Annotated in this window: 14 protein-coding genes and 1 riboswitch; of the genes, 12 read left to right on the forward strand and 2 right to left on the reverse strand. The window is 71.7% G+C overall.

The features are described from left to right. The first annotated feature begins 11 nt into the window (after positions 1 to 11). The 3 genes from BJY16_RS11640 to truA all read left to right on the forward strand — a co-directional run bounded on the left by BJY16_RS11640 (position 12) and on the right by truA (position 2622). Positions 12 to 1034 (forward strand): DNA-directed RNA polymerase subunit alpha, encoded by a 1023-nt coding sequence (locus BJY16_RS11640; RefSeq protein WP_014440749.1) that lies wholly within the window; start codon positions 12 to 14, stop codon positions 1032 to 1034. A gap of 39 nt (positions 1035 to 1073) precedes the next feature. Then, on the forward strand, positions 1074 to 1643 hold the full coding sequence (rplQ, locus tag BJY16_RS11645) for a 50S ribosomal protein L17 (protein WP_185039473.1): 570 nt from the start codon (positions 1074 to 1076) through the stop codon (positions 1641 to 1643). A gap of 154 nt (positions 1644 to 1797) precedes the next feature. Further along, positions 1798 to 2622 (forward strand): tRNA pseudouridine(38-40) synthase TruA, encoded by an 825-nt coding sequence (gene truA / locus BJY16_RS11650; RefSeq protein ID WP_185039474.1) that lies wholly within the window; start codon positions 1798 to 1800, stop codon positions 2620 to 2622. A 131-nt stretch (positions 2623 to 2753) separates the two neighbouring features. Here the strand turns inward: truA and BJY16_RS11655 are convergent, their stop codons facing one another. Beyond that, on the reverse strand, positions 2754 to 3506 hold the full coding sequence (locus tag BJY16_RS11655; RefSeq protein WP_185039475.1) for a hypothetical protein: 753 nt from the start codon (positions 3504 to 3506) through the stop codon (positions 2754 to 2756). Between the two features lie 95 nt (positions 3507 to 3601). Between BJY16_RS11655 and BJY16_RS11660 the strand changes: the two genes are divergently transcribed. The 9 genes from BJY16_RS11660 (at position 3602) to thiC (ending at position 11608) form a co-directional block, all read left to right on the forward strand. Then, positions 3602 to 4222 (forward strand): class I SAM-dependent methyltransferase, encoded by a 621-nt coding sequence (locus tag BJY16_RS11660; RefSeq protein ID WP_185039476.1) that lies wholly within the window; start codon positions 3602 to 3604, stop codon positions 4220 to 4222. A gap of 26 nt (positions 4223 to 4248) precedes the next feature. Next, positions 4249 to 5895 (forward strand): ABC-F family ATP-binding cassette domain-containing protein, encoded by a 1647-nt coding sequence (locus BJY16_RS11665; protein WP_185039477.1) that lies wholly within the window; start codon positions 4249 to 4251, stop codon positions 5893 to 5895. Positions 5896 to 5930: 35 nt separating this feature from the next. Continuing rightward, positions 5931 to 6041: riboswitch (TPP riboswitch) on the forward strand. Next, positions 6035 to 6619 carry a thiamine phosphate synthase gene (locus tag BJY16_RS11670; protein ID WP_185039478.1) on the forward strand — a complete coding sequence of 195 codons (585 nt, stop codon included), beginning with the start codon at positions 6035 to 6037 and terminating at the stop codon, positions 6617 to 6619. It overlaps the preceding riboswitch by 7 nt. Next, positions 6616 to 7632, forward strand: coding sequence for a glycine oxidase ThiO (gene thiO, locus BJY16_RS11675; RefSeq protein ID WP_185039479.1), 1017 nt, complete (start codon positions 6616 to 6618; stop codon positions 7630 to 7632). Before BJY16_RS11670 ends, thiO begins: the two co-directional genes overlap by 4 nt. Next, on the forward strand, positions 7623 to 7823 hold the full coding sequence (thiS, locus tag BJY16_RS11680) for a sulfur carrier protein ThiS (protein WP_185039480.1): 201 nt from the start codon (positions 7623 to 7625) through the stop codon (positions 7821 to 7823). Before thiO ends, thiS begins: the two co-directional genes overlap by 10 nt. A gap of 1 nt (position 7824) precedes the next feature. Further along, positions 7825 to 8571 (forward strand): thiazole synthase, encoded by a 747-nt coding sequence (locus BJY16_RS11685; protein WP_185039481.1) that lies wholly within the window; start codon positions 7825 to 7827, stop codon positions 8569 to 8571. Further along, entirely contained in the window at positions 8565 to 9254 is a 690-nt protein-coding gene (locus BJY16_RS11690) for a thiamine phosphate synthase (RefSeq protein ID WP_185039482.1), read from the forward strand. Before BJY16_RS11685 ends, BJY16_RS11690 begins: the two co-directional genes overlap by 7 nt. Continuing rightward, positions 9251 to 10012, forward strand: coding sequence for a bifunctional hydroxymethylpyrimidine kinase/phosphomethylpyrimidine kinase (gene thiD, locus BJY16_RS11695; RefSeq protein WP_185039483.1), 762 nt, complete (start codon positions 9251 to 9253; stop codon positions 10010 to 10012). Before BJY16_RS11690 ends, thiD begins: the two co-directional genes overlap by 4 nt. Before the next feature lie 75 nt (positions 10013 to 10087). Beyond that, positions 10088 to 11608, forward strand: a complete 1521-nt coding sequence (thiC, locus tag BJY16_RS11700) for a phosphomethylpyrimidine synthase ThiC (protein ID WP_185039484.1) — start codon at positions 10088 to 10090, stop codon at positions 11606 to 11608. Here thiC and BJY16_RS11705 read toward each other — a convergent pair. Next, a complete protein-coding gene (locus BJY16_RS11705; protein WP_185039485.1) occupies positions 11605 to 14841 on the reverse strand; it encodes a DUF5305 family protein in 3237 nt (1078 codons plus the stop codon). The two genes, thiC and BJY16_RS11705, sit on opposite strands and share 4 nt — an antisense overlap. Positions 14842 to 14866: the final 25 nt, after the last annotated feature.

The following is a 14866-nucleotide window of genomic DNA, read 5'->3' on the forward strand; positions in this document are numbered from 1 at the left end:
AGAAGAACAGCGTGCTCATCAGCCAGCGGCCGACCCTCTCGGAGGAGTCGCTCAGCGAGACCCGCTCCCGGTTCACCATCGAGCCTCTGGAGCCGGGCTTCGGCTACACCCTCGGTAACTCGCTGCGGCGGACCCTGCTCTCGTCCATCCCGGGCGCGGCGGTCACCAGCATCAAGATCGACGGCGTGCTGCACGAGTTCACCACGATCCCCGGTGTCAAGGAGGACGTGGTCGAGCTGGTCATGAACGTCAAGGAACTGACCGTCAGCTCCGAGCACGACGAGCCGGTCAGCATGTACCTGCGCAAGCAGGGCCCGGGCGACGTGACCGCCGGCGACATCCAGCCGCCGGCCGGTGTCTCGGTGCACAACCCCGATCTGAAGCTGGCGACCCTGAACAGCAAGGGCCGGCTCGACATGGAGCTGACCGTGGAGCGTGGCCGTGGCTACGTCACCGCGGCGCAGAACAAGAGCGCGGGCGCGGAGATCGGCCGGATCCCGGTCGACTCGATCTACTCGCCGGTGCTCAAGGTCACCTACCGTGTCGAGGCGACCCGTGTCGAGCAGCGCACCGACTTCGACCGTCTGATCATCGACGTCGAGTCGAAGGCGTCCATCTCGCCGCGGACCGCGCTGGCCTCGGCCGGCTCGACCCTGGTCGAGCTCTTCGGCCTGTGCCGGGAGCTGGACGAGACCGCCGAGGGCATCGACATCGGCCCGTCGCCGCAGGACGCGCAGCTCGCTGCCGACCTGGCGCTGCCGATCGAGGAGCTGGACCTCACCGTTCGTTCGTACAACTGCCTCAAGCGCGAGGGCATCAACAGCGTGGGCGAGTTGATAGGGCGTACGGAGGCCGACCTTCTGGACATCCGGAACTTCGGCCAGAAGTCCATCGACGAGGTCAAGATGAAGCTCGCCGGAATGGGCCTGGGCCTGAAGGACAGCGCGCCTTCCTTTGACCCGGCGCACGTCGTGGACTCGTTCGGCGACGTGGATTACGACACCGACGACTACCGCGAGACCGAGCAGCTCTAAGCTCTCGGGCCTGCGCCATCTTTTCAAGGAGCATCTGAAATGCCCACGCCCACCAAGGGTGCCCGCCTCGGCGGCAGCCCGGCACACGAGAAGCTCATCATGGCCAACCTGGCCACCGAGCTCTTCCGGCACGGGAAGATCAAGACCACCGAGACCAAGGCGAAGCGGCTGCGCCCGCTGGCTGAGCAGCTCATCACGAAGGCCAAGCGGGGCGACCTGCACGCCCGTCGCCGGGTGCTGACCGTCGTGAAGGACAAGGACGTCGTGTACGCCCTGTTCGAGCAGATCGCTCCGCGGTACACCGGCCGCCCCGGTGGTTACACCCGGATCACCAAGACCGGTCCCCGCAAGGGCGACGCCGCTCCGATGGCGATCATCGAGCTGGTCGAGGAGGCTCCGGTCGCGGCCACCACCGCGCCGGCCGCCAAGGCTGCCGCTCGCAAGGCCACCGCGCAGCAGGACAAGGTCGAGGCCCTGGCCCCGGAGGAGACGACCCCCGCGGCCGTCGCCGACGACCAGGACTCCGAGCCGCCGGTCAACGCCTCCGGTGACAAGGGTGCCGAGGGCCCCGGTGACCAGGCCGAGGGCGACGACACCGCCAAGGCCTGACCTCGCGTCGACGGAAACCCGGCATCCTCTTGGGGTGCCGGGTTTTCCTTTGGCCGGGTCCGTCAAGATAAAGATCATTTTCGGTACGACCGGAGCCCCGTGACAGCGGTCGCGCGAGGCGGGTCGTGGCCACGGCCGAGGAGCGCGCTGCGGAATGACCGACACCGTCCGCCTACGACTCGACGTCTCCTACGACGGCGCGGACTTCTCCGGCTGGGCGGCCCAGCCGGGACGTCGTACCGTAGCCGGGGTTCTGACCGAAGCCCTTCAGCGCATCCTGGGCGCCGGAGGCGCCGACTGGCCGCTGGGTCTGACCGTGGCCGGCCGGACCGACGCCGGGGTGCACGCCACCGGCCAGGTGTGCCACATCGAGCTGCCCGCCGAGCGCTACGCGGAGCTGTCCGGCTCGCTGCTGCGCCGGCTGAGCGCGCTGATGCCGCCGGACGCCCGGGTCAAGGGCGTGCTGCCGGTGCCGGACTCCTTCGACGCCCGGTTCTCGGCCACCTTCCGCCGCTACGAGTACCGGGTCTGTGACGACGGCTGGGGGCCGGAGCCGCTGCGCCGCTACGACACCCTCGGCTGGCTGCGCCCGCTCGACCTGGACCGGCTGAACGCCGCCGCGGCCGGGCTGCTCGGCGAGCACGACTTCGCCGCCTTCTGCAAGCGCAAGGAGCACGCCACCACGATCCGCGCGATCAACCGGCTGGACTGGCGCCGCGAGCCGGACCGCACGCTGGTCGCCACCGTGCAGGCCGACGCGTTCTGCCAGGCCATGGTGCGCAGCCTGGTCGGCGCGATGCTCGCGGTCGGCGAGGGCCGCCGGGAGCCGGACTGGCCGGCCAAGCTGCTCACCCTGCGGGAGCGGTCAAGCGAGGTGACGGTCGCCCCGGCGCACGGGCTGACCCTGGTCGCGGTCGGGTACCCGGGTGAGGCGGAGTACGGGTCGCGTGCGGATGCCACGCGTCGTCTGCGCGCCTGATTTCCACAATCACGGGTTGTCCACAGGCGGACCGCGGGATCTTGGGATCTCTCGCGATACTGGCGGGGTGGTGGCCCCCCTGGGTGGGCGGGCTGGATCAGTTGGGCCGCGAACCGGCCGGAGAGCGCCACTCACGCACGGCGGGCCAGGACCTGGTCGCTCAGGTACGTGTCGAGCAGGTGCGCGGTGATCTGCGGGAGCCGGGGGTCCTCGCCGAGCGCCGGCTCGCCGCCCGGGCCGGCGATCGCGCAGTAGATCAGGTAGTGGCCCCGGGCCCGCCAGCCGATCGGGGTGCCCGCGGCGGTCGGTGCGCCGGCCATCGAGGTGAACCCGCCGTCGCCGGTCTCGACCAGCCGGCGGACCCGGTCGGCGACCGCGGCGGCGCTCTGCGCGTCGGCCAGGTTCAGGATGCCGGCGGTGACCCGGTAGCCCCCGTCCGGCACGGTGAGGTCGGCTCGCACGGCCTGGCTGCAGCCGTACCCGGACAGCGCGGACCGCAGGTCGCCGGTGACCGCGAGCCGGCAGTCGGCCTCGGCCACCGCTCGTTCCACCCGGTAGCCGGCGGCGCCGGCCGGAAAGGTCTCCGGGACGGTGAGCGGCGCCCGGTCGGCGGCGGACGGGCCGGCCGGGTCCTGCGGATCGTCGGCGACGATCAGGAAGCCGGACGTCAGGAAGATGCCCAGCACGATCAGGGCGGCCAGGCCGCGGGTGAGCAACTGGGCGGGATACGGCTCACGCCAGGCGTGCCGTCGCGGGCGGGCCTGAGTCCGGGTGTGCTGGCGGTGCTGGCCGGCGCTGGGCCGGGGAAGGCTCCGGACCAGGAACATCAGGTCGAGTGCCGGGGTGGCGCGGTGGGCGGAGCGGTTCGGGGTGGCGTACCGCATGGGTGACAACGTAGGAGCGCACGTCGATCGATGAACGCACAGCGTGTCCGCCACCCGGTCACCGCGGCGCCGTTGTGACGCGGGAGACTGAGCGGGTGACCGCCGAGCATTACTTCAGCACCGACCCGGACGCCCCGATGCGCCGGGGTGAGATCGAGTTCAGTGTGGCCGGCCGGGACTACCGGCTCGCGGTGGCCTCCGGGGTGTTCTCGGCCGGCCGGCTCGACCCGGGGACCGCGGTGCTGCTGCGCAAGGCCGAGCTGCCCGGCGCCGGCACCGAGGGTGCGCTGCTCGACCTCGGCTGCGGCTACGGCCCGATCACCTGCGTGCTGGCCACCGAGGCGCCCGGCGCGACCGTCCACGCGATCGATGTGAACTCCCGGGCCCGTGACCTCACCACCGAGAACGCGGCCGCTCTGGGGCTGGCCGCCCGGGTCCGGGTGAGCCCGCCGGACGAGGTGCCGGCCGACGTCACGTTCACCGAGATCTGGAGCAACCCGCCCACCCACGTCGGCAAGGCCGAGCTGCACGCGCTGATGGACCGCTGGCTGCCCCGGCTGGCCCCGGGCGGCGTCGCCTGGCTGGTGATCAACCGGAACCTCGGTGGTGACTCGCTGCACACCTGGCTGACCGGCAAGGGCTGGCAGGTGGAGCGGATCGCCAGCCAGAAGGGCTTCCGGGTGCTCCGGGTGACCGGAAAACCGGCTGCTGTCTGAGACCTTCACCAGGCAGGATGCCGGGCATGGGTTACGTGGATGTGGCCGGCGCCGGGTTCGTCCTGCCGGACGGCCGGGAGTTGTTCGCCGACGTGTCGTTCCGGGTCGGTGAGGGCGCCAAGGTCGCGCTGGTCGGGCCGAACGGGGCGGGCAAGACCACCCTGCTGCGGATGGTGGCCGGCGACATCCCGATGCAGTCCGGGACCGTCGCCCGGGTCGGCGGGCTGGGCGTGATGCGCCAGTTCATCGGCATGATCGGGGACGACCGGACGCTGGAGGACCTGGCGCTGTCGCTGGTCGGGCCGCCGCTGCGGGAGGCGGGCGAGCGGCTGGCCCGGGCGACGGCGGGGCTGGACGAGACCGAGAAGAGCCAGATCGCGTACGCGAACGCGCTGGCCGCCTGGGGCGAAGCCGGCGGATACGACGCCGAGGTGGTCTTCGACACGGTGGCGGTCGCGATCCTCGGCAAGCCGTGGGAGGAGGCCAAGCACCGCGTGGTGCGCACCCTCTCCGGCGGCGAGCAGAAACGGTTCGCCCTCGACCTGCTGCTGCGCGGCACCGACGAGGTGCTGCTGCTCGACGAGCCGGACAACTTCCTCGACGTGCCCGCCAAGCGCTGGCTGGAGCAACGGATCCGGGAGTCGGCCAAGACGATCATGTACGTCTCGCACGACCGGGAGCTGCTGGCGCAGACCGCCGACCGGGTGGTCGCGGTCGAGGGCGGCAGCGCGTGGGTGCATCCGGGCGGGTTCGCCTCCTGGCACGAGGCCCGGTCGAACCGGCACGAGCGGATGGAGGAGCTGCGCCGGCGCTGGGACGAGGAGCACGAGAAGCTGCGCGAGCTGGTCTTCACGCTGAAGAACAAGGCGGCCTACAACGACGGGCTGGCCTCGCGGTACCAGGCGGCCCAGACCCGGCTGCGCAAGTTCGAGGAGGCCGGCCCGCCGCCGCTGCCGCCCAAGGAGCAGTCGGTCCGGATGAACCTGCGCGGCGGCCGGACCGGCAAGCGCGCGGTCATCTGCGAGCAGCTCGAGCTGGAGGATCTGACCTTCCCGTTCGACCTGGAGATCTGGTACGGCGACCGGGTCGCCGTGCTCGGCGCGAACGGCAGCGGCAAGTCGCACTTCCTGCGGCTGCTCGCGGCCGGCGGCAGCGAGCCCGACCTGGAGCACCGGCCGGTCGACGGCGCGCCGCTCGCGCACGTCAAGCACAACGGCGTGGCGCGGCTCGGCGCGCGGGTCCGGCCCGGCCACTTCTCGCAGACCCACGACCGGCCCGAGCTGATGGAGAAGACGCTCGTCGAGATCCTCTGGCGCGGCGACGAGCACCGGTCCGGGATGGACCGGGCCGGCGCGATGAAGCACCTCAGCCGCTACGAGCTGTCCGCGCAGGGCGACCAGCGTTTCGGCACCCTCTCCGGCGGCCAGCAGGCGCGGTTCCTGGTGCTGTTGCTGGAGCTGTCCGGGGCGACGTTGCTGCTGCTCGACGAGCCGACCGACAACCTGGACCTGGCCTCCGCGGAGGCGCTCGAGGAGGGGCTGAAGGCCTTCGACGGGACGGTGATTGCGGTCACCCACGACCGCTGGTTCACCCGGTCCTTCGATCGCTTCGTGCTGTTCAGGAGCGACAACGAGGTGACCGAGGTGCCCGAGCCAGTTTGGGACGTGCGCTAGCCAGACTCATCAACGACCGGTTAGGGTCCGGTTACAACAACACCCACGGGAGTCCGGGCACCGGGCTGAGAGGGGGGCTGATGCGGCCCCCGACCGTCGAACCTGATCCGGGTCATGCCGGCGCAGGGAGGAGCGTGTCATGGACGCCTTGTCGTTCCCCAGGCTGCACGTCATCACCGACGACCTCGACGTCGTCCGCGGGGTGGCGCAGCCCGGCGTGGCGGTGCAGATCAGGATCAAGAGCAACGACCGTTTCGCGTACGAGGTGAGCACCGCCGCCGTCGGCATCTGCCGAGCCGCCGGAGCGATGGTCCTGGTCAACGACCGGATCGGAGTCGCGCTGGCGGCCGGCGCGGACGGGGTGCACCTCGGCGCCGACGACCTGCCGGTGGACGCCGCCCGGCGGGTGCTCGGCCCGGCCGCCGTCATCGGCGCGACCTGCCGGACCCCGGAGTCGGCGCGGGCCGCCGTCGCCCAGGGCGCGACGTACCTGGGCGTCGGACCCGCCTTCGCCACGTCCACCAAGGACGGACTGCCGCCGCCGCTCGGCCCGGACCGGGTCGCCGAGGTGGCCGCCGCCGTCCCGGAGACCCCGGTGCTGGCGATCGGCGGGATCACCCTGGACCGGGTCCCGCTGCTGAAGACGCACGGCATCGCCGCGGTGGCCGCGTTCACCGCGGACCCGCACGGGTCGGCCGGGGCGTTCCTGCGGGCCCTGGCATGAGGGCCGGCATCGTCGGCGGCGGCATCATCGGGCTCAGCGTCGCCGCCGAGCTGCTGCGGCGCGGGGCGGACGTCACGGTCTACGACCCGGCGCCCGACGGGACCGGCGGCGCCTGGCACGTGGCCGCCGGGATGCTCGCCCCGGGAGGCGAGTCGGTCTTCGAGTTCCCGCAGCTGGAACGGCTGCTGGCGGCGTCCGCCGAGCTGTGGCCGGCGTTCGCCGCGGACCTCGGGGAGGTCGGCTACGACACCGCCGGGACCCTCGGCCTGGCGCTGACCGCGGACGACGTCGCGGAGATGAGCCGGGAGTGGCGGCACCAGAAGCTGGCCCCGCTCACCGGCTCGCAGGTGCGGGAGTACGAACCGGCGCTCTCCCCGCGGATCCGGGCCGGCGTCCACGCCCCGACCGAGCTGCAGGTCGACCCGCGGCGGGTGATCCGGGCGTTGCGGGCGACGCTGGACGGACGCGTACGCGAAGCGGCTGTTCTCGATCTCTCCGAAGTGGACGCGGACGTCGTCGTGGTGGCGGCCGGATGTGGCACGGCGGCGCTCACCGGGCTGCCGATCCGGCCGGTGAAAGGCCAGGTCCTCCGGCTGCGCGGCGAGCCCGGGCTGCTCCGGCACGTGATCGACGGCGCCGCCGACGGCCGGCACGTCTACCTGGTGCCGCGCGCCGACGGCGAGATCGTGGTCGGCGCCACCCAGGAGGAACGCACCGACCGGCAGCCCACCGCCGGCGGCGTCCACGACCTGCTGCGCGCCGCCCTCGACCTGGTCCCCGGCCTGGCCGACCACGAACTCGCCGAGGTCACCGTCGGGCACCGCCCCGGCACCCCGGACAACGCCCCGATCCTCGGCACGCTCCGCGACAACGTCGTCGTCGCCGCCGGGCACCACCGCAACGGCATCCTGCTCGCGCCGATCACCGCACGCCTGATCGCCGACCTGGTGCTCACCGGAGAAACCGACCCGCTCATCGACGACTTCACCCCCGGGAGGTTCGGATGCGCCTGACCGTCAACGGCCGGCCACAGACCAGGAGCGAGTCCTGCTCGGTCGCCACGCTGGTCGCCGAGATCACCGACGCGCACCGCGGCGTCGCGGTCGCCGTCAACGGCTCGGTCGTGCCGCGCTCCACCTGGGAGCGGGTCGACCTGTCCGACGGCGACGCGGTCGAGGTGCTGACCGCCGCGCAGGGCGGCTGACATGGACCTGTTGCCGGAGAACGGACTCATCCTCGGCACCGGCGGCGCGAACAGCCTCGCCGCGCTGGAGGAGGCGATCGTCGCCTCGCGGACCGACCTGGTCACCGTGGCGCTGCGGCGGGTCGAGGCGGCCGGTCCCGGGCTGCTGCCGATGCTGGACCGGCTCAAGGTGCGGATCCTGCCGAACACCGCCGGCTGCTACACCGCCGGCGACGCGATCAAGACGGCCCGGATGGCCCGCGAGGCGTTCGAGACCGACCTGATCAAGCTGGAGGTGATCGGCGACGAACGGACCCTGCTGCCCGACGGCGTGGAGCTGCTGAAAGCAGCCGAGGCGCTGGTCGTGGAGGGGTTCACCGTCCTGCCGTACACCACTGACGACCCGATCCTGGCCCGCCGCCTCGCCGACGCCGGGTGCGCCGCGGTGATGCCGGCCGGCTCGCCGATCGGCTCCGGCCTGGGCATCTCCAACCCGCACCACATCGAGCTGATCCGGCAGAGCGTCGACGTCCCGGTGGTCCTCGACGCCGGGATCGGGACCGCCTCGGACGCCACGCTGGCGATGGAGCTCGGCTGCGACGCGGTGCTGGTGGCCAGCGCGATCACCCGGGCCGACGACCCGGCCACGATGGCCGAGGCGATGCGGCACGCGGTCGCGGCCGGCCGGCTGGCCCGGCAGGCCGGGCGGATCCCGCGCCGCTTCCACGCGGTCGCGTCCACACCGGACGACGGGATCCCGGTGTGGTGACGCCGGGCGGGCTGGTGGTGCTCACCGATCGGCGGTCCGCCGCCGGGCCGCTGGTGGAGACGATCGCCGCGGCGGTACGCGGGGGAGCGTCCTGGGTCGTGCTGCGCGAACGTGACCTTCCCCGGGACGAGCGGGCGGAGCTGGCGGCGAAACTGCGGGCGGTGGTGCCGGCCGGGCGACTGATCGTCGCGGGGCCGGATCCGCTCGGCGGGAACGCGGTGCATCTGGCGGCGGCGGATCTGGTGCCGGCCGGGGTGCCGCTGGTGGGGCGGTCCTGGCATGGGACGGAGCCGCTGTCCGACGTGGACTACGTGACGCTGTCGCCGATCTACCTGACGTCCACGAAGCCGGGGTACGGGCCGGCTCTGGGGGTGGTCAGGGCGGCGGAGCTGGCCGGGGAGATGCCGTGGCTGGCGCTGGGCGGGGTGGACTCGGCGGCTCGGGCGGCGGAGTGCGCGGGGGCCGGGGCGGCGGGGATCGCGGTGTTGGGGGCGATCATGCGGGCGGCCAATCCGGAGCGGGTGGCTCGGACGTTGGCGGGATCGTTCGCCGCGGCCCAGGGACAGCCCCCGCCCTCCCTGGGGGGCGACCCCAAGTCCCAGTCTGACCCCGGCCCCATCGGCCCCGCCGACCCCCTGTGGACAGCCGAACAATGTGGACAACGCCGGGAGGTCCGGGCATGACCCCACCGGTGGTCCTCACCATCGCCGGCTCCGACTCCGGCGGCGGCGCCGGCATCCAGGCCGACCTCAAGACCTTCGCCGCTCTCGGCGCCTACGGGACGTCGGCCCTCACCGCGATCACCGCGCAGAACACCCTCGGCGTGACCGCGATCCACCCCATCCCGGCGGACATCGTGGCGGCGCAGCTGGACGCGGTGCTCAGCGACCTCCCGGTGGCCGCCGTCAAGGTCGGGATGATCGCCGATCCCGCGGTCGCCAAGGTGCTCGCCGAGCGCGCCGCCGACCTGCCCAACCTGGTCGTCGACCCGGTGCTGGTGGCCACCTCGGGGAGCAGGCTCGGGGAGGCATCGATCGTCTCGGTGCTTCTTCCGTACGCGACAGTGGTCACCCCGAACCGAGCCGAAGCCGGCGCCCTGGTCGGACAGCGAGTCGAGACCGCCTCGGAGATGGCCGCGGCGGCGGCCGCGCTGGCCGGCCTCGGACCGCGCGCGGTCGTGGTGACCGGCAGCGAACTGGCCGTTGACGTGCTCTGGCACGACGGGGCGGCGTCCGAGTTGCGCGGCGAGCCGGTGCCGACGGTGAACAACCACGGGTCGGGGTGCACCTTCTCCTCGGCGGTCGCGGTGCGGCTGGCGGCCGGTGACTCGGTGCCGGACGCGGTCGCGGCGGCGAAGCGATATGTGACCGGGGCGCTGCGCGGCGGCGCCTCCTGGCGGCTGGGCGCCGGGCCCGGACCGCTGGACCACTTCTGGGCCTAGCGCCCTGATCATCAGGCTCCGGCGGGGTGGCGTGCTGCCATCCGCCGCCGGTTTTGTACCTATCTGGGAGGAAACATGAGGCGCAAGGTCTACGTGGAGGGCTCCCGTCCGGAGATCCGGGTGCCGTTCAACGAGGTGGTGCTGACCGACGGCAGCCCGTCGGTCCGGCTCTACGACACGTCCGGTCCGGGCAGCGATCCCGAGGTCGGGCTGCCGCCGCTGCGGAAGCCGTGGTGGGACGGGCGGACCCAGCTCGCGGCCGCGCGGGCCGGTGACATCACGCCGGAGATGGAGTTCGTCGCGATCCGCGAAGGGGTCGACCCCGAGGTGGTGCGGGACGAGATCGCGGCCGGGCGGGCGGTGCTGCCGGCCAACCGGAACCACCCCGAGTCCGAGCCGATGATCATCGGGTCGAAGTTCCTGGTGAAGGTCAACGCGAACATCGGCACCTCGGCGGTCACCTCGTCGGTCGCCGAGGAGGTGGAGAAACTCACCTGGGCCACCCGGTGGGGCGCGGACACCGTGATGGACCTGTCCACCGGCCCGCGGATCCACGAGACCCGGGAGGCGATCGTCCGCAACTCGCCGGTGCCGATCGGGACCGTGCCGATCTACCAGGCACTGGAGAAGGTCAACGGCGATCCGCTCAAGCTGACCTGGGAGCTGTTCCGGGAGACCGTGATCGAGCAGGCCGAGCAGGGCGTCGACTACATGACGATCCACGCCGGCGTGCTGCTCGAATACGTGCCGCTGGCCGCCGAGAGGGTCACCGGCATCGTCTCCCGCGGCGGGTCGATCATGGCGGCCTGGTGTCTCGCCGAGCACCGGCAGAACTTCCTCTACACGCACTTCCGCGAGCTGTGCGAGATCTTCCGGGAGTACGACATCACCTTCTCGCTCGGTGACGGCCTGCGCCCCGGGTCGATCGCCGACGCCAACGACGAGGCCCAGTTCGCCGAGCTGCGCACGCTCGGCGAACTCACCCACATCGCCTGGGAGTACGACGTCCAGGTGATGGTCGAAGGCCCCGGCCACGTGCCGATGCACAAGATCAAGGAGAACGTGGACCTGCAGCAGGAGCTGTGCTCGGGAGCGCCGTTCTACACGCTCGGCCCGCTCGCCACCGACATCGCGCCGGCCTACGACCACATCACGTCCGCGATCGGCGCCGCGATGATCGGCATGTTCGGTACCGCGATGCTCTGCTACGTCACCCCGAAGGAGCACCTCGGCCTGCCGAACAAGGAGGACGTCAAGGCCGGGATGATCGCCTACAAGATCGCGGCGCACTCGGCGGACCTGGCCAAGGGCCACCCGGGCGCGCAGGCCTGGGACGACGCGCTGTCGCACGCCCGGTTCGAGTTCCGCTGGGAGGACCAGTTCGAGCTGGCCCTCGACCCGGAGACGGCGCGCGCCTACCACGACGAGACGCTGCCGGCCGCCCCGGCGAAGACCGCGCACTTCTGCTCGATGTGCGGCCCGAAGTTCTGCTCCATGAAGATCAGCCACGAGCTGCGGGCCGCCGGGATGAAGGCCAAGTCGTCCGAGTTCGTGGACGCCGGCGGCCGGGTCTACCTGCCGGTCAGCTCGGCCTAGTCGGCGGGTTTCTGATTGCGCGGCAGGAAATCGTAGGCCGGGTCCCGAGGCGCGCTGCGCGCCAGCCGCTCCTTGCGGGCCCGGTCCGCGGCCGCCTGATCCCTTTCGGCCTTGCGGGTGATGGCTTGCTCCAGGGCCTTGTTGCGCTCGGCCAGCTCTTCGGCGGCCTGTCGCTCGGCGGCGAGGTCGGCGGCGCTCTTCCCGGCTCCGGCGATACCGGTCTCTGCGGGCGGGGCGCCTGAGGCCCCGGTTTCCGCAGGCGCGGCATTGTCGGTCTGGCCCGCCGCGGTGTTGCCTTCCGGTTCGGGGTCGGCCTTCGGGGTAGCGGCCTTGCGGGCGCGGGGCTTGCGGCTCGCCGCCCGCTTCCGGGGAGCGGCCTTCTCCGGTCCGGCTTCGCCGCCCGCCGCCGGGTCCGCTGTCGGCTCGGTCAGATCCTCTTTCGGTACGTCCGGAGCCGCCGCCCGCAGCCCCTCCGTCCGGATCTCGGTTCCCGCGTTCACCGGCTGGTCGGCCGGCGGCGCCACCTTCCGGCCGCGCCGCGGCGAACGCTTCACCGGCTGCCCGGTCGCCATGGTGGCCCGGGCGGCGGCAGCGGTCGCTGTGGCATCCTCCGCGGGCGCTGCCCGCTCACGCGGTTCGGAAGCGGCGACAACCGCGGGCGGGGCTTCGGCCGCCGTGGGGGTGGCCGCTTTCCGCGCGGTCTTGGCTCGCGTGGAGGCGGTCTTCCGCGGCGCCTTGGCCGCTGTCTTCCGCGGTGCCTTGGTCTGCGGCGGAGCCGCCGCCTCCGATACAACTTGGCCCTCGGCTTCCCGTGCGGCGTCCTCGGCGATGGCCGGCTTCTCGGGGCCTTCTTGAGCGGGGCCTTCTTGAGCGGTCGCGGCTTGAGGGACCGCGACCTCATCAGCAGCCAGCGCCTCCGATTCCTCCGGAGCGACGGATCTCTCGACGTCTGCCAGCCTCACCAACTCGGTCGAGACCTTCGACTCAGCAGTTCCAGAAGCATCAGTCGCCTCTGCGACCTCATCCTTGCCGGCAGCCTCGTCCTCCACTTTGTACTCGCCGTGCTCAGCCGTCGTCTCTTCGAGCGGGGATTGCTTCTCGTCGCCCGCTGGCTCTTCAGTGAGAGCTGACTCCTCAGCCGCTTCTTTCCGAACAGCGTCAGCTTCGGGAGCGTGTTCCTCCCGCCCGGGCGCCTCCGGAGTCTGGGCCTCTGTGATCGCCGCTCTTTGGGCCGCCGCCTCGCCGATCTGGGGCTCCGCTTTTTCGTCCTTCGAATCTTCCGGTTCGACGGCTTCTGGCTCGGGGGCTTTCGGGTCGGCGATCTCTGCGCCAGGGACGTCGGGGTCGGTGGCTGCCGAGGTATCCGGTTCGGTGGCTGCCGCGATCGGCGCTTCCGGCTCGCCGGGTTCCGGCTTGTCAGGTTCGGTGGCTGCCTCGGTCGGGGCTTCCGGCTCGCCGGGTTCCGGCTTGTCAGGTTCGGTGGCTGCCGCGGTCGGGGCTTCCGGCTTGTCGGGTTCCGGCTTGTCAGGCTCCGGGGCTGCGGCGGGGGCTGCCGCAGGGGCCGGTTGCCGGGCTTCCGCCTTGTCTGCTGCGGGTTCCGTCGCGGGTTCCGGCGTTGGGGGTTCGGTCGCGGGCGCCGGCGACGGGGCGGGAGCGTTGATGACCGAGGCGATGTCGAGAGCGGCTGACTTCTGGGCGCGGCGGGCCGGGTGCGGCATGCCGGAGAGCGGCGGCTTCGCGGTAGCCGGCCGCGTCGGAGCGATCCGAAACCGATAGACGACCCCGTCGTCCCGGACCACGAAGTCATCCGCACCGTCCGGCCGGGTCCAGGTCAGGATCATCTGCCCGTACTTCTCCGCCAACTTCACCAGCGCCGGAAAGCTGGCCACGGTCACCACCGGCTCGCTCTGCTTCCCGACCGGCTCGATCGGCACGAGCAGATGCCCGTACCGCCGCTGGATCTGCGCCCGGGTAGCCAGCGGCACACTCCGCAAGGCCGCGAACCCGATGCCGATGATCCCGACGAGGGCGATGAGCAACAGCCGGATCGCATACGAGCGGGCGACCGCCGCGGTCATCAGGTCGCGCCCCAGCACACTGATCTGCCGCGGATAGATGCCGCCGCCCGTGGTCGGGCCGGATCCGCTGACCAGCAGACTGCCCGGCCCGTTGGTCAGGGACAGTTGGGCCGGGCTGAGGGTGAGGGAGAGTTCCGGCTCGAAGGCGACACCGCCGGCGTGCTGGACGTGCGCGGTGACCACGATGGTGATCTGGCCCAGGTCCACGCCGATCGCCTTGGACGCCGCCTTGACCCGCTCGTCGATGCCGGCGAGGTCGAGAAGAACCGTTCCGGTGTAGCGCTCGGCGGTGAACTGCCGGGGCTGGGAGAGCTGCATCGTCGTGTGCCAGCCGGCCGGTGACGACAACCGCGCGTCGACGCTGATCCGACCGGGATCTCCCAGGTACTGCAGTTGCAGGTTGACGAAGTCGGCCAGCTTCCGATAGATCGGGTCGGGGGAGTAGGCGACGTCTCCGTCATATGCCGCCGAGGCCTCGACCTCCGCCGAATAGGAGAACGTCAGCGATTCCCCGGCCCGGGGATCGTTCGGCGCTGACTGGGTGGCCGGCTTCATCCATCCGAGCACGCCGAGAATCAGCCCGGCGGCTGTGCAGAGAGCAGTCAGCGCCGCGAAGACTCGCAGGATCGGGTGGAGGCGAGCGACAGCCTTGATGATGGCCGTCGCCGCTGCCCAAGAGCCGCCTTTGCCAGACATGCCCTTCGCTCTCTTCTTGCGTCGCCCACGCGCCAGGTCACGACGGGTCTTCGCAGCGCCTGCCCCGCCGACGAACAGGAAGCCCAGCATCCCCAGGCCGGTCGGACTGAGCATCGGCTTGAGCCAGGTGCCGCCCTTGGGGACGTGAAGGACGGCATGGCCGATCAGCTGGTCCGCCGTGGGGTTGTCGCCGTCGACAGATTCTTTGTTGTCTCCTTTGAAGACAAACCCGGTCTCAGCGTTACCACCGATGATGCGGTGCAGTATTTGTACCTGCCCGCCGGCTCCATAATATGCGGCGATGTCGCCGACTTCGTAGGTCTTCGACTTAGCGACGATCACCAGGTCGCCGGCATGGTAGACGGGCTCCATGCTGACACCGTGGGTGATGACGTAGGAAATGCGGTGCGTACCGATTGCCCATACGCCGATGGCCGCCATCAACGAGATGGCGGCCATCGCTAAACGTCTGATCCTCGGAATG

It is taken from the genome of Actinoplanes octamycinicus (assembly GCF_014205225.1).
In the GTDB taxonomy this organism is placed as follows: Bacteria; Actinomycetota; Actinomycetes; order Mycobacteriales; family Micromonosporaceae; genus Actinoplanes; species Actinoplanes octamycinicus.